16 protein-coding genes are annotated in these 13,385 nt (G+C 66.6%); all 16 read left to right on the forward strand.

Going from position 1 to position 13,385, the window contains the following annotated elements:
• Window positions 1-3: 3 nt before the first annotated feature.
• The 16 genes from Mspo_RS08050 (at window position 4) to Mspo_RS08125 (ending at window position 13,379) form a co-directional block, all read left to right on the forward strand.
• Entirely contained in the window at window positions 4-585 is a 582-nt protein-coding gene (locus tag Mspo_RS08050; RefSeq protein ID WP_159728589.1) for a HyaD/HybD family hydrogenase maturation endopeptidase, read from the forward strand.
• A complete protein-coding gene (locus tag Mspo_RS08055; RefSeq protein WP_159728591.1) occupies window positions 582-818 on the forward strand; it encodes a hypothetical protein in 237 nt (78 codons plus the stop codon). Before Mspo_RS08050 ends, Mspo_RS08055 begins: the two co-directional genes overlap by 4 nt.
• Before the next feature lie 13 nt (window positions 819-831).
• Window positions 832-1,125 (forward strand): HypC/HybG/HupF family hydrogenase formation chaperone, encoded by a 294-nt coding sequence (locus Mspo_RS08060; protein ID WP_159728592.1) that lies wholly within the window; start codon window positions 832-834, stop codon window positions 1,123-1,125.
• A 241-nt stretch (window positions 1,126-1,366) separates the two neighbouring features.
• Window positions 1,367-1,807 carry a hydrogenase accessory protein gene (locus Mspo_RS08065; RefSeq protein ID WP_159728594.1) on the forward strand — a complete coding sequence of 147 codons (441 nt, stop codon included), beginning with the start codon at window positions 1,367-1,369 and terminating at the stop codon, window positions 1,805-1,807.
• Window positions 1,804-2,658: a hydrogenase expression/formation protein gene (locus tag Mspo_RS08070; RefSeq protein WP_159728596.1), complete on the forward strand. Its 855-nt coding sequence runs from the start codon at window positions 1,804-1,806 to the stop codon at window positions 2,656-2,658. The genes Mspo_RS08065 and Mspo_RS08070 overlap by 4 nt, the downstream gene beginning before the upstream one ends.
• Complete coding sequence (locus Mspo_RS08075; protein WP_159728598.1) at window positions 2,655-2,852, forward strand: rubredoxin; 198 nt, start codon at window positions 2,655-2,657, stop codon at window positions 2,850-2,852. Before Mspo_RS08070 ends, Mspo_RS08075 begins: the two co-directional genes overlap by 4 nt.
• Window positions 2,840-3,349 carry a [NiFe]-hydrogenase assembly chaperone HybE gene (gene hybE, locus Mspo_RS08080; RefSeq protein WP_244613246.1) on the forward strand — a complete coding sequence of 170 codons (510 nt, stop codon included), beginning with the start codon at window positions 2,840-2,842 and terminating at the stop codon, window positions 3,347-3,349. The genes Mspo_RS08075 and hybE overlap by 13 nt, the downstream gene beginning before the upstream one ends.
• Window positions 3,346-4,416 (forward strand): nickel-dependent hydrogenase large subunit, encoded by a 1,071-nt coding sequence (locus Mspo_RS08085; protein ID WP_159728602.1) that lies wholly within the window; start codon window positions 3,346-3,348, stop codon window positions 4,414-4,416. The genes hybE and Mspo_RS08085 overlap by 4 nt, the downstream gene beginning before the upstream one ends.
• Window positions 4,409-4,750 carry a hydrogenase maturation nickel metallochaperone HypA gene (hypA, locus tag Mspo_RS08090; protein ID WP_159728604.1) on the forward strand — a complete coding sequence of 114 codons (342 nt, stop codon included), beginning with the start codon at window positions 4,409-4,411 and terminating at the stop codon, window positions 4,748-4,750. The genes Mspo_RS08085 and hypA overlap by 8 nt, the downstream gene beginning before the upstream one ends.
• Window positions 4,750-5,736, forward strand: coding sequence for a hydrogenase nickel incorporation protein HypB (gene hypB, locus Mspo_RS08095; RefSeq protein WP_159728606.1), 987 nt, complete (start codon window positions 4,750-4,752; stop codon window positions 5,734-5,736). Before hypA ends, hypB begins: the two co-directional genes overlap by 1 nt.
• Before the next feature lie 13 nt (window positions 5,737-5,749).
• Complete coding sequence (gene hypF / locus Mspo_RS08100; protein ID WP_159728608.1) at window positions 5,750-8,068, forward strand: carbamoyltransferase HypF; 2,319 nt, start codon at window positions 5,750-5,752, stop codon at window positions 8,066-8,068.
• 6 nt (window positions 8,069-8,074) lie between these two features.
• A complete protein-coding gene (locus Mspo_RS08105) occupies window positions 8,075-8,305 on the forward strand; it encodes a HypC/HybG/HupF family hydrogenase formation chaperone (RefSeq protein ID WP_159728610.1) in 231 nt (76 codons plus the stop codon).
• Window positions 8,306-8,318: 13 nt separating this feature from the next.
• Window positions 8,319-9,461 carry a hydrogenase formation protein HypD gene (hypD, locus tag Mspo_RS08110; RefSeq protein WP_159728612.1) on the forward strand — a complete coding sequence of 381 codons (1,143 nt, stop codon included), beginning with the start codon at window positions 8,319-8,321 and terminating at the stop codon, window positions 9,459-9,461.
• A complete protein-coding gene (gene hypE / locus Mspo_RS08115) occupies window positions 9,458-10,507 on the forward strand; it encodes a hydrogenase expression/formation protein HypE (RefSeq protein WP_159728614.1) in 1,050 nt (349 codons plus the stop codon). Before hypD ends, hypE begins: the two co-directional genes overlap by 4 nt.
• A 12-nt stretch (window positions 10,508-10,519) precedes the next feature.
• Window positions 10,520-12,022, forward strand: coding sequence for a sigma-54 dependent transcriptional regulator (locus Mspo_RS08120; protein WP_201281656.1), 1,503 nt, complete (start codon window positions 10,520-10,522; stop codon window positions 12,020-12,022).
• A complete protein-coding gene (locus Mspo_RS08125; RefSeq protein WP_159728616.1) occupies window positions 12,009-13,379 on the forward strand; it encodes a sensor histidine kinase in 1,371 nt (456 codons plus the stop codon). The genes Mspo_RS08120 and Mspo_RS08125 overlap by 14 nt, the downstream gene beginning before the upstream one ends.
• The last annotated feature ends 6 nt before the right edge of the window (window positions 13,380-13,385 follow it).

Below are 13,385 nucleotides of genomic sequence, written 5' to 3' on the forward strand. Positions count from 1 at the left end.
GCCATGCGCACTCTCATTCTCGGCATAGGCAATATTCTCTGGGCGGATGAAGGCTTCGGCGTGCGCGCCGTCGAGGAGTTCCACGCGCGCTATGAGACGGGCGCAGATGTGACCGTGCTCGACGGCGGCACGCAGGGCCTCTATCTGGTGCAATTCGTCGAGGCCTGCGACCAGTTGCTCGTCTTCGACGCCATCGACTACGGTCTCGAGCCCGGGACCTTGCGCATCGTGCGCGACGGCGAGGTTCCGCGCTTCATGGGCGCGAAGAAGATGAGCCTGCATCAGACCGGCTTTCAGGAGGTGCTCTCGGCCGCCGATCTGCTCGGCCGCTATCCCTCCCGCCTCGCGCTGATCGGCTGCCAGCCGCAGGATCTCGAGAACTGGGGCGGCCCGCTGACCGCGCCCGTCGCCGCGGCCGTCGAGCCGGCGCTCGCCGCCGCTGTCGATACGCTGGTGGAATGGGGCGTCGAGCTGCGCCCGCGCGCGGCAAGCGCCGAGACCTTCCCGCGCCTGCTCGCGCATGACCTCGACCATGACGCCTATGAGAGGCGCCTCCGCGGCGCCGAAGAGGAGACGAGACCATGAAAACGATCCGCTTCGCGGCCTGCGCCGCAGCCTGCCTGCTTCCGGCGACCGCCATGGCCCATCCCGGCCTGCATCCGAACGATCTCGCCTTCGATATCGCGCATATCTTCACGGAGCCGGATCATCTGCTGACCATGGCCGTGGCGCTCGGCTGGGGCGCGATGCTGGTCGCCGTGGGCTTCTGGTTCAAGCCTTGGCGCGCAACGTCTTGGCGCGCCTCCTCCTGGCGCTGACGGATGTAAGGCCATGTGCGTCGGCTTTCCCATGACCGTCGTCGAAGGCGACGCTTTCGAGGCGCTCTGCGACTGCCGGGGCGAGCGGCATAGCGTGTCCATGGCGCTGGTCGGCGCGCAGCCCGCCGGAACGAAAGTGCTGGTGCATGTCGGCTCGGCCGTCCGCGTGTTGGACCCGCTCGAAGCGGCGCAGATCGACGACGCGCTCGACGCGGTGGAAAAGGCGCTCGCCGGAGAGAATGTCGATCACCTTTTCGCCGATCTCGTCGACCGCGAGCCGGAGCTGCCGGAGTTTCTGAGAAAATAGCCCGCACTGGAAGGCTTGTCTGGAAATGGATAGCATCTTTCCAGGCGTCTATCGCCGATGCCAATTCTCCGTCTGGAAAGCCGCTTTCGACTCAGTCTTCTAGCTTGGCGCCTCGGCCTCCCGCCGCTGGCATGGCGCTTGCGGCTCTTTAGAGCGTTTCCAGCCGAAGTGGACGCCGGTTCGGCGTCCGGAAACGCGTCAAAACGAAAGACCCTGGGGAAAACAAAAAAGGGAGAATCGCATGTCCGGCGCGCTGCAGCAGTCGCTGAGCGAAAAGACCGGCCTCGCGCTGCTGGACGCCGACACGATCGACGCCTTTCTCGCGCCGCGGCCTGGACAGCCCGCGCATACGCTGCTGTTCTTCGGCGGCGATGCGCAGCAGCGCAGCGAAAGCCATGATGTGGCGATCATTTTTCCGCAGCTGATCCAAGCCTTCGCCGGGCGGCTGCGCGCCGCCATCGTCGCGCCCGCGGCCGAGAAGACGCTGGAGGGGCGCTTCAGCGTCTGCGTCTATCCGAGCCTCGTCGTGACCTATGGGCGCGAGACGCTCGGCGTGCTGCCGAAAGTCTATGACTGGGCGGATTATCTCTCGCGGATCGACGCGCTGCTTCAATTGCAGACGCCGCCGGCGAAAGAGCCGCGCGTGCGCATCACCTTCACGGAAGGGGAAACGAGTTCATGAAAGCCGGATTCTGGATCTCGCCGGAAGGCTCCGACGACGCCATGACGGTGATGCCGATCGGCTATGACGCCGAGGCGGAGGCGGGGCGCAGCGTCATCGCCTTTCTGGCGACGGCGAGCGGCGAGCAGGCCGTCGCCGAATGCCCGCGCGCGGCCGCGCTGCTGCCGCAGCTCGCCGACGCGCTTGCCGCGCAGCGCGCCGACGCCCCGGGAAAGCTCTTCGACATCACCGATTATGAAGAGAAAGAGCGCGAGCTCATCGGCCAGGTGCTCGGCGAAGGCGAGGTGAGCGGCGTCGCCGCCCTCCCCGACGGCAGCGCCGCGCAAATTCAGGAGGCCTCCATGGCGGGCCTCTGGCGCGTGCGCTTTACCGACGCGGAAGGAAAGCTCTCGGCCGATTATCTCGAGATCGCCGCCATTCCCCATGTCGTCGAACGCGCCGCCGCCATCGCCGCGGAGCGGATCATGATCGGCCCGGAGCCGGAAGGCGCGATGAATGTGATGCCCATGCTCGCCGAGATCGACGCCCGTATGCGCGCGCATGAAGCCGGCGATCCCTCCCATGTCATCAATTTCTCGCTGCTGCCCGTCTCTGAAATCGACATGGAGCATTTGCAGCAGACGCTGGGCAATGGTTCCGTGCAGCTGATCTCGCGCGGCTATGGCTCGGCCAAGATCACCGCGACCGGCGCGCGCCACGTGTGGTCGGTGCAATTCTTCAACGCCATGGGAACGATCATCCTCGACACGCTGGAGATCGGCGACACGCCCGCCGCCGCCTGCGCCGCCGACGAGGATTTCCACGATTCGGCGGAACGTCTGCGCGAAATTCACGAGGCCTATTTCACATGAGCGACGAAGCGCTTCGCGACATCGCCCCCGACGCCCGCATGGAATGCGGCGTCTGCTGGCATGTCTATGACCCGGCCGAGGGCGATCCCGTCTGGCAGGTGCCGCCCGGCGTCGCCTTCGCCGATCTTCCCGACGACTGGCGCTGCCCCGAATGCGACGCGCCGCGCGAGAAATTCTTGAGGTGCGAGACTTGAGCGACGCCGTTGCGAGAGGCGAGAAGCTCGCGGATTTCTATCGCCGCGTCCATGCGACGGCGATGCGCGGCTCGGCCGTCTGCAACGAGGCGCTCGCGGTGGAGGCGATCGGCTTTCGCGACTTCGGCCCCTATGTCCTCGGCGTGATGGTCACGCCTTGGTTCGCCAATCTCGTCGTCACCGCGCCGAGCGAGGGAACGGAGGCGCCCTTCCCGGATCCCGCGCAGTTGAAGCTGCGCTTTCCCGCCGGCGACGTCGATTTTAATGTGAGCGAGATCGAAGGCTTCGGCCCCCTCGCCTCCTGCTCTCTCTTCTCGCCCATGGACGAATTCGCCGATCACGAGGCGGCGCGGGTCGCCGCAGGCGCGGCGCTGGAGGCGCTCCTCGATCCCGCTCTGCACGAGGCGCCTGGCCGAGAACGCGAGGCCGCGAGCGGGATGGATCGACGCGCGCTGTTCGGCGGCCGCCGGCGCGCCGCCGGGGAGGCCGCGCCATGAGCGGCCGGGGCGATCTCGGCGCGCTCGGGCCGGGCGCGATCTCCATCATCGTCGAGCTCGCCGATGATCGCGTCTGCTCGGTGCGCGTGCGATCGAGCCGGCCCGTCCATTTGACGCGCCTGTTCCTCGGCCGCCCGGCCGCCGAAATCCCTCCGCTCGCCGGACGGCTCTTCTCCCTATGCGGCGCCGGGCACGCTTTCGCCGCCGCGAGCGCCATCGCCGCCGCGCGGGGGGAAGAAAAGCAACTCGCGCGGCAGAGCCTCGTCGCGCTGGATTGCGAGCGCCTTGCCGAAACGCTGCGCGCGCTGGCGACTTTGGCCGACGACGCTCTTCCGCCGGCGGCCTTGCGGGAGATTCTGGCGCTGACGCGGCAGCTCGCCGCGGACGAGCCTCGCGACCGCCGCGCGATCGCCGCAAGGCTGCGCCGCGAGACGGCGAGGCTCGGCCTGCCCGCCGATCCGGCGACAGCCGCCCCGACAGCCGGCGCGCCTTTCGACCGATTGTGGCGCGAGCTGGAAAGCGGCCCCGCCATCGCCGCCGGCGCGCCCGACGGCTTGCGCCCGGAAGACGAAGCCTCCGTGCTCGACGGAATCCGAGCGCAGGGCGAAAGCTTCGCCGCCGCCCCGAGCATCGCCGGCCGCGCGCCGGAAACCGGCGCCTTCGCGCGCCATTGGCGCGAGACCGATCTTTCGCGCGGCGCGCTCTGCGCACGCTTTAGCGCCCGCATGATCGATCTCGCGCAGCTCGTGGAGCGACTGGAGCGGTCCACGCCGCAGGACGCCTCCCGCAGCGCCGCTCCCGCCGTGCGCGAAGGTTTTTCGGCGGTCGAAACCTCCCGCGGCGAATTGTATCATTGGGCCCGGCTCACCCCGGACGATAGAATCGCAGATTATGCGATCGTCGCGCCGACCGAATGGAATTTCCATCCCGCCGGCCCCTTCGTCGCCGCGCTGCTCGGCGCGTCTGTTCCGCGCGCCGCGGCGTCGCAGACGATCACGCGACTCGCCGGCCTCTTCGACCCTTGCGTCGCCTTTCACGTCGAAATCCGGGAGGCCGCTTATGCATGAGATGGCGCTGACCGAGAGCATCGTCGAGCTGATCGAGGAAGAGAGCCGCAAGCAGGGATTTTCGCGCGTGCGCGTCGTGCGCCTGGAGATCGGCGCGCTGAGCCATGTCGAGCCCGAGGCGATCCGCTTCTGTTTCGAGGCGGTGGCGCATGGTGGAATCGTCGAAGGCGCGCGACTCGACATTCTGCGGATTCCCGGCGAAGGCTGGTGCCTCGATTGCGCGAAGACCGTCGCCGTCGAAGAGAGATTCGGCCCTTGCCCGGAATGCGGCGGATATCACGTGCAAGTCACCGGCGGCGAGGATATGCGGGTGCAGGAACTGGAGGTCGACTAATGTGCACGGTCTGTGGCTGCGGAACTTCCAGCATCGAAGGAAAGCCAGAGCACAACCACGACCATCCGCATGATCATGCGCATGGGCATGGGCATGGGCATGGGCATGACCACCATCACGATCATGACCATCACGACCATCATCACCATGATCATGACGGTCATCATCACGGCGATGCGCATCCTCATGACCATGACCATGACCATGACCATGACCACGATCATGCGCATGACGACCACGGCCACGATCACGATTACGGCGCGGGACCGGCGGGCGTTCATGTTCCCGGCCTCAGCCAGGAGCGCATCGTCCGCATAGAGCGCGACATACTCTCCAAGAACAATGACCATGCTCGCGAGAACAGGGCGCGGCTCGAGCGATCGGGCGTGCTCGCGCTCAACTTCGTGTCGAGCCCGGGCTCGGGCAAGACGCAGCTCCTGGTGCGCGCAATCGGCGATCTCAAAGATCGCTTTTCCATCTTTGTCATCGAAGGCGATCAGCAGACCTCCAACGACGCCGAGCGCATTCGCGCGACGGGCGCTCCGGCATTGCAGATCAACACCGGCAAGGGCTGCCATCTCGACGCGCATATGGTCTCTCATGCGCTCGCCGAGCTCGTCGTCGCGCCGGGCTCGCTGCTCTTCATCGAGAATGTCGGCAATCTCGTCTGCCCGGCCGCGTTCGATCTCGGCGAGGCGCATAAGGTCGTCGTGCTCTCGGTGACGGAGGGCGAGGACAAGCCGCTCAAATATCCGGAAATGTTCGCGGCCTCGGATCTGATGCTGCTGAACAAATCCGATCTGCTGCCGCATGTGGAGTTCGATGTCGGCCGCTGTCTCGCCAATGCGCTGAAGGTCAATCCCGATCTGCAGACATTGGTCGTCTCGGCGCGCACCGGCGAAGGCATGGCGGCCTTCTACGCTTGGATCGAGGCGCGCGCCGCACGGGCGGCGGTGAAAAGCGCGCGAGCCGCCGCCGCGAAGTGAGGAGAAAAGGCGTATGCCGTCGAGCGAGGCGACGAGGCTGAGGCTGCGCGTGACCGGCGCCGTGCAGGGCGTCGGCTTCCGGCCTTTCGTGCATTCGCTCGCCGACCGTTTCGCGCTCGCCGGCTTCGTGCGCAATGATGCGCAAGGCGTGCTGATGGAGGTGGAAGGCGCGCGCGTTCAGGATTTCGTCGCCGCATTGCGGCGCGAGCCGCCGCCGCTCGCGCGCATCGACAGTCTCGAATGCGAGACCATAGCGCCGAAGCAGGACGCGCGTTTTTCGATCGAGCCCAGCCGCGACGGCAAGACGCTGACGCGCATCACGCCGGACGCCCCCGTCTGCGACGATTGCTTGCGCGATCTCTTCGATCCGAACAGCCGCTTCCATCTCTATCCTTTCGTCAATTGCACGCATTGCGGGCCGCGCTACACGCTGACGCGGCGCCTGCCCTATGATCGCGCGCAGACCTCCATGGCGCCTTTCGCGATGTGCGCGGATTGCGCGCGCGACTACGCCGATCCGACGAACCGCCGCTTTCACGCGCAGCCGATCGCCTGCCCGAAATGCGGGCCACGTCTCAGGAAACTCTGGCCGAAGGATGCGAGGCTGAAGCCTCGCGATCCAGACGCCGCAATGGATCGCGATCCTTCAGGCGCGCATCGAAACGCTGCGATCATCGACGAGATCATCACGACGCTCGGCAATGGCGGGATTGTCGCGCTGAAAGGTGTCGGCGGCTTTCATCTTCTCGGCGACGCGCGCAATGAAGCGGCTGTCGCGGAGCTGCGCCGCCGCAAGGGCCGCGACGCCAAGCCCTTCGCCGTGATGCTCGCCAATGCGGCCTCGGCGATGCGCGCCGGCGTGTTCGACGAGCAGGCGCTGCGCTTGCTGCAATCGATCGCGCGACCGATCGTCCTCGTCGAGAAGCGCGAGGATTTCGCGCCTTCCGTCGCCCCCGGCCTTTCGCGCATCGGCCTCATGCTGCCCTATGCGCCGCTGCATCATCTGTTGTTTCACGCGGCGGCCGGCGCGCCCGCCCGCGCAAACTGGCGCGAGACGCCGCAGGATTTCGCGCTAGTCGCGACCAGCGCCAATCCGAGCGGCGAACCGCTGATCGTCGACGACGAAGAGGCGCGCGAAAAACTCGCCGCCATCGCCGATCTCATCGTCGGCCATGATCGCGCCATCGTCGCGCGCGCCGATGACAGCGTCGCCTCCGTCATCGCCGGCGCGCCCGCCTATCTTCGCCGCGCGCGCGGCCTCGCGCCGGAGCCGATCGCGCTCGCGAGCGATGGGCCGAACACTCTGGCGCTCGGCGCGCATCTCAAGACGACGATCGCCGTCACGCGCGGACGCGAAGCCTTCGTCTCGACCCATATCGGCTCGCTCGACGATCGCGCGACGATCGATTTTCATCGCGAGACCATCGCGCATATGCTCGATATTCTCGATGTGACGCCCGAGCTCGTCGCCTGCGATCTTCATCCCGATCTCGCCTCGACGCGCTACGCCGAAGAGACGGGGCTTCCCATCGTGCGCGTGCAGCATCACGCCGCGCATATCGCCGCCATCGCCGCCGAACATGGAATCGAAGGCGCGATCCTCGGCGCCGCGCTCGACGGCTATGGCTGTGGCGATGACGGCGGCGCCTGGGGCGGCGAGCTGATGCTGGTCGATGCGGGCCATTGGCGCAGGCTCGGCCATCTCGCGCCTCTGGCCTTGCCCGGCGGCGACCGCGCCGCGCGCGAACCCTGGCGCATGGGCGTCGCCGCGCTCGCCGCGCTCGATCGCTGCGGCGACGTCTTCGATCGCTTTCCGGGAATGGAGCTCGCCGGCAAGGTCGCCATGCTCGCGAGCGCGCCCAATGTCGCCAAGACGACGAGCTTAGGGCGCATGTTCGACGCCGCCGCGGCGCTGCTCGGCCTCCGGCTCGTTCAGCAATACGAAGGGCAAGCGGCGATGGAGCTCGAGGCGCTGTGCGCGCGCCCGCGCACGCGCGCGGATGGCTATCGTATCGACGAAGGCGTCCTCGATTTGACGAAGCTCTTCGCCGCATTGCTGACGCCCGGCCTTTCCGCCGCTCGAGGCGCCGAGCTCTTTCACGGCACGCTGATCGAGGCGCTCGCGCAATGGATTTTCGAAGCCGCGCGCGCGCGCGGCGACACGCGCGTCGCGCTCGGCGGCGGCTGCATGATGAACAAGATTCTCGCGGAGGGCCTCGTCTCGCGCCTTCGCGATTTGGGGATAGAGGCGCTGCTCGCGCGCGCGGCGCCGACGAATGACGGCGGCCTCTCGCTCGGCCAAGCCTATATTGCACGACAGAGAAAGGCTTAAAACGTCATGTGTCTCGCCATACCCGCCCGCATCGAGGAGCTGCTGCCCGACGAGATGGCGCGCGTCAGCGTCGACGGCGTCGGCAAGATCGTATCGATCGCGCTCGTCGACGGTCTCGTCATCGGCGATTATGTCGTGCTGCATGTCGGCTATGCGCTCGCCAAGATCGATGAAGACGAGGCCATGGCGACGCTCGCGCTGCTGCGCGAGGCCGCCGCGCTCGGAGCTGCGCCATGATAGGAGCTGCACGGTGAAACATATCGACGAATATCGCGACGGCGAGCTCGCGCGCGCCATCGCTCGGCGCATCGCCGAGGAGGCGCGGAGCGAGCGACAATATCGCTTCATGGAGTTCTGCGGCGGCCATACGCATGCGATCTCGCGCTATGGCATAGAGGACCTGCTGCCCGAAAACATCCGCCTCATTCACGGGCCCGGCTGCCCCGTCTGCGTGCTGCCCATGGGCCGCATAGACGACGCCATTCGCCTCGCCGCGCGCAAAGAGGTCACGCTCTGCACTTATGCCGATCTGATGCGCGTGCCGGCGTCCGGCGGCGCGAGCCTCATGAAGGCCAAAGCCGACGGCGCCGATATTCGCATGGTCTATTCGACGCTCGACGCCATCGCCATCGCCGAGAAGGAGCCCGAACGCGAGGTCGTCTTCTTCGCCATAGGCTTCGAGACGACGACGCCGCCGACGGCGCTCGCCATACGCCTCGCGCAGAAGAAGGGCCTCGCCAATTTCTCCGTCTACTGCAATCACGTGCTGACGCCGGCGGCGATGCAGGCCATTCTCGACACGAAGGACGGCGTCGAGATCGAAGGTTTCGTCGGCCCGGCGCATGTCTCCACCGTCATCGGCTCCGCGCCCTATCGGCGCTTCGCGAGCGATTATCGCAAGCCCGTCGTCATCGCCGGCTTCGAGCCGCTGGATGTGATCCAGGCCATTTTGATGCTGCTGCGGCAAATCAACGAAGGGCGCTGCGAGATCGAGAACCAATATCGCCGCGCCGTGACCGAGAGCGGCAACGCCAAGGCCATCGACGAAATGGCGGAGATATTCGAATTGCGCGACGCTTTCGAATGGCGAGGGCTCGGCGAAATTCCGAGCAGCGCGCTGAAGCTGCGCGAGACTTATGCGCAATTCGACGCAGAGCGGCGCTTTTCGATGGAGACCAGGCCGGCGCGCGACAATCCGGCCTGCGAATGCGGCGCGATATTGCGCGGGCAGAAGCGGCCGCAGGACTGCAAGTTATTCGGCGTCGCCTGCACGCCGGAAACGCCCATGGGCTCCTGCATGGTGTCCTCGGAAGGCTCTTGCGCGGCCTATTGGGCTTATGGAAGATTCAGGCGATACGAAACGCGGCAAAACGAAACGCGGAAGGCCTCATGAACAAGCACGAGCCGACAGGCCGCAAGCTCGACCTCCGCAACGGCCGCGTGGAGCTCTCGCACGGCGCCGGCGGGCGCGCCATGGCGCGACTCATCGGAGAGATTTTTCACGTCGCCTTCGACAATGAATGGCTCGGCGCCGGCAATGACCAGGCCGCCTTCGACGTTCCCGCCGGGCGCATGGCGATGACGACGGACGGCTATGTCGTCTCGCCGCTGTTCTTCCCCGGCGGCGACATCGGCAAGCTCGCCGTGCATGGCACGATCAACGATATCGCCATGGCGGGCGCGCGCCCGCTGCATATGTCGGCGAGCTTCATCATCGAGGAGGGCTTTCCGCTCGCCGAGCTGAAGCGGATCGCGCAGAGCATGGGCGAGGCCTCGCGCGCGGCGGGCGTTCCCATCGTCACCGGCGACACCAAGGTGGTGGAGCGCGGCAAGGCGGACGGCGTCTTCGTCTCGACGACTTGCGTCGGCATCGTGCCTGTCGGGCTCGAGCTTTCCGGCGACAAGGCGCGGCCGGGCGACGTCGTGCTGCTCTCGGGCTCGATCGGCGATCATGGCGTCGCGGTCATGTCGAAGCGCGAGAATCTCTCCTTCGACACCGAAGTTCTCTCCGACACGGCCGCGCTGCACGAGCTCGTCGCGCGCATGGTGGAGACGGCGGGACCCGCCATTCGTCTGATGCGCGATCCGACGCGCGGCGGCGTCGCGGCGACGCTCAATGAGATCGCGCATCAGTCGCGAGTCGGCGTGCGCATCGAGGAGACGGCCATTCCCGTCGCGCCGCAGGTCGCGGCCGCCTGCGAATTGCTCGGGCTCGATCCGCTCAATGTCGCCAATGAGGGCAAGCTCATCGCCGTCGTCGCGCGCGAGGCGGCGGAGGCGCTGCTCGCCACGATGCGGGCGCATGAGCTCGGCGGGCGGGCCGCGCGCATCGGCGAGATCGTCGAGGACGCGCATTGTTTCGTGCAAATGACGACCGCCTTCGGCGGCGGCCGCGTCATCGACTGGCTCTCCGGCGAGCAATTGCCCCGCATCTGCTGAGCGAGAAGCGAGATGAACAAGCGCGAGAATCGCAGCGAAATGGAGAGCGAGGCGTCGCCGATCTCCCGCGGCGCGACGGTGCTGATCGTCGATGACGAAAAGCGCTCGCTCGAATCGCTGCGGCGCGTGCTCGGCGGCGAGTTTCAGATCGTCTGCGCCGCCAGCGCGGCCGAAGCCGAGGCCGTGCTCGCCGGCGATCTCGTGCAGGTGATCCTCTGCGATCAGCGCATGCCGGGCGAGAGCGGCGTCGAATTTTTGACGCGCGTGCGCGAGCATTGGCCGGAGCCGGTGCGCATGATCATCTCCGGCTATACGGACGCCGAAGACATCATCGCCGGCGTCAACGAGGCCGGCATCTTCCAATATGTGACCAAGCCCTGGGATCCGGACAGGCTCGTCCGATCGGTGCGCGAAGCGGCGCAGCTCTATGCGTTCCAAAAGGACGGCGGGGCCGCGCCGCCGCTCGAAGCCAAGCCTTCGCACGAGAGATTGCAGCGTCTCGCCGGCGACAGGCGTCGCGCGGAGCGGCGCATGTTCGAATTCGGCCGCATCGTTCATGCGCCGCAGAGCCCGATGCGCGCCGCCATCGCGCTCGCGCGGCGCGCGGCGGAATACGATATCTCCGTGCTCATCACCGGCGCCTCCGGCACCGGCAAGGAGCTGCTCGCGCGCGCGATCCACCATGGCTCGGCGCGCGGCGAGAAGACTTTCGTCGTGGAAAATTGCGGCGCCCTGCCGGATGAATTGCTCGAGAGCGAATTGTTCGGCTGCAAGAAAGGCGCTTTCACCGGCGCCTATCAGGATCGCGTCGGCCTGTTCGAGGTCGCCGACGGCGGCTCGATCTTTCTCGACGAGATCGGCGAAACCTCGCCGTCATTTCAAGTGAAGCTGCTGCGCGTGCTGCAGGAGGGCGAGATTCGCCCGCTCGGCGCGCAAAGGCCGCGACGCGTCGACGTGCGCGTCATCGCCGCCACGAACCGCAATATCGCCGCGGAGGTGGAGGCCGGGCGCTTTCGCCGCGATCTCTACTACCGCCTCGCGGCTTTTCCTATCCATCTGCCGACGCTCGCCGAGCGGCGCTGCGATATCGCCATCATCGCCGCGCGCATATTGGTCAGCGTGAACCAGACCTTCAATCGCCGCGTGCCCGGCTTCGAGCCGGAGACGCTGCGGCTGATGGAGCGTTATTCTTGGCCCGGCAATGTGCGCGAGCTGCATAATGAAATTCAGCGAATGATCGTGCTGAGCGACGGCGACGCCAATCTTGCGCCGGAGCTTCTTTCCCCGGCGATCGTCGATCATGGCCGCGCTGCGACGACGGGCGGAGAGCCGCAGGGCCGTTTCACGCTGAAGGAGCGCGTCGAAATGCTGGAATGCGCGCTCATCAAGGAATCGCTCGAGCGCAATGGCCGCAACATCAGCCATGTGGCCGACGAGCTCGGCCTGTCGCGCGTCGGATTGCGCAGCAAGATCGCCCGCTATGACATCTCCCGCGTCGTCGATGACGAAGCCTGACACGAAATCCTACGCCAAGCACGGCGATCTCATCGCCCTCGTCGCCGGCAAGGAGGAGATCGCGCTGTCGGAAGGCGGCGAGTCGGTTTGGCTCGAAGTCATCAAGAAAATGGACGAGGTCTATGCCGATCTCATCGGCTATGAAGCCGATCTCGAGCGCAAGAACGGCGAGCTCGAGGCGGCGCGCAATTTCATTCAGAGCGTCATCGCCTCTGTCTCCGATGTGCTGATCGTCTGCGACGAGCGCGGCGCGATATTGCAGGTCAATCCCGCTTTCGAGGAGCTCGTCGGCCGCGGCGAGGCGGAGTTGAAAGGCGCCGCAGTCGCTGCATTGTTCGTCGAGGAGGACGAAGCGCGCGCCGCCGCGATCGTCGCCGGCCAGGCGCGCGAGCCGACCAGCGTCGAATCGCGCTTTCGCACGCGCAACGGCCCATCCGATCTCATGGCGATCAATTGCTCGCCCTTGTTCGATTCGGACGGGCGGCGCGCCGGCGCCGTTTTCACCGGCCGGCCGATCGGCGAATTGCGGCGCGCCTATGAGGCGCTGCATCGCGCTCATGTCGATCTGCAGCAGGCGCAGTCGCGCCTGGTCGAGCAGGAGAAGATGGCGAGCCTCGGCCGGCTCGTCGCCGGCGTCGCGCATGAGCTCAACAATCCGATCAGCTTCGTCTATGGCAATATTCATACGCTCGACCGCTATCGCCGGACGATCGCCGCCTATCTCGCGGCCATCCATACGGGCGCGAGCGTCAAGGAGCGGGAGAAGCTTCGCCGCACGAGCGGCATAGACGCCATTCTCGCCGACCTCGAGCCCTTGATCGACGGCACGCTGGAAGGCGCGGTGCGCATCAGCGAGATCGTGAAAAATCTGCGGCGGCTCTCCTTCAGCACCAAGGCGCCGCGCGAGGCCGTGTCGCTGTCGAAGGTCGTCGAGACCGCCGCCCAATGGGCCTCGCGCAGCAAGAAGGCCAAGGCGCGCATCGTCACCGATCTCGAGCCCGAGCTCTACGCCTCCGGCCAAAGCGGTCAGATCCATTCGGTGCTGGTCAATCTCATCGACAATGCGCTCGACGCCGTGTGCGAGGCGGAGCGGCCGCTCGTCAAGATCACCACGCGCGGCGAGAGCGATGCGGCGATCGTCACAGTGGAGGACAATGGCAAGGGCGTTCCGGAAGCGTTGCGCAGCCGGATTTTCGAGCCCTTCTTCACCACCAAGGCGGTCGGAGAAGGCACGGGGCTCGGATTATGGATCAGCTATTCGATCGCCCATGAGCATGGCGGATCGATCGAATATGACGCGCCGCCCGAGGGCGGCGCGCGCTTCACGCTTCGACTGCCGCGCGCGGCGGCAGGCTGAGCGCCT

Source organism: Methylosinus sp. Ce-a6 (genome assembly GCF_009811655.1).
Classification (GTDB): domain Bacteria; phylum Pseudomonadota; class Alphaproteobacteria; order Rhizobiales; family Beijerinckiaceae; genus Methylosinus.

What these genes read in the sequence shown, in the direction of transcription:
- Mspo_RS08085 (WP_159728602.1), top strand. Translation starts at nt 3,346, where the DNA reads ATGAGCGGCCGGGGCGATCTCGGCGCGCTCGGGCCGGGCGCGATCTCC.
- hypB (WP_159728606.1), top strand. Translation starts at nt 4,750, where the DNA reads ATGTGCACGGTCTGTGGCTGCGGAACTTCCAGCATCGAAGGAAAGCCA.
- Mspo_RS08120 (WP_201281656.1), top strand. Translation starts at nt 10,520, where the DNA reads ATGAACAAGCGCGAGAATCGCAGCGAAATGGAGAGCGAGGCGTCGCCG.
- Mspo_RS08060 (WP_159728592.1), top strand. Translation starts at nt 832, where the DNA reads ATGTGCGTCGGCTTTCCCATGACCGTCGTCGAAGGCGACGCTTTCGAG.
- Mspo_RS08125 (WP_159728616.1), top strand. Translation starts at nt 12,009, where the DNA reads ATGACGAAGCCTGACACGAAATCCTACGCCAAGCACGGCGATCTCATC.
- Mspo_RS08065 (WP_159728594.1), top strand. Translation starts at nt 1,367, where the DNA reads ATGTCCGGCGCGCTGCAGCAGTCGCTGAGCGAAAAGACCGGCCTCGCG.
- hypA (WP_159728604.1), top strand. Translation starts at nt 4,409, where the DNA reads ATGCATGAGATGGCGCTGACCGAGAGCATCGTCGAGCTGATCGAGGAA.
- Mspo_RS08105 (WP_159728610.1), top strand. Translation starts at nt 8,075, where the DNA reads ATGTGTCTCGCCATACCCGCCCGCATCGAGGAGCTGCTGCCCGACGAG.
- hypE (WP_159728614.1), top strand. Translation starts at nt 9,458, where the DNA reads ATGAACAAGCACGAGCCGACAGGCCGCAAGCTCGACCTCCGCAACGGC.
- Mspo_RS08070 (WP_159728596.1), top strand. Translation starts at nt 1,804, where the DNA reads ATGAAAGCCGGATTCTGGATCTCGCCGGAAGGCTCCGACGACGCCATG.
- hypF (WP_159728608.1), top strand. Translation starts at nt 5,750, where the DNA reads ATGCCGTCGAGCGAGGCGACGAGGCTGAGGCTGCGCGTGACCGGCGCC.
- Mspo_RS08075 (WP_159728598.1), top strand. Translation starts at nt 2,655, where the DNA reads ATGAGCGACGAAGCGCTTCGCGACATCGCCCCCGACGCCCGCATGGAA.
- Mspo_RS08055 (WP_159728591.1), top strand. Translation starts at nt 582, where the DNA reads ATGAAAACGATCCGCTTCGCGGCCTGCGCCGCAGCCTGCCTGCTTCCG.
- Mspo_RS08050 (WP_159728589.1), top strand. Translation starts at nt 4, where the DNA reads ATGCGCACTCTCATTCTCGGCATAGGCAATATTCTCTGGGCGGATGAA.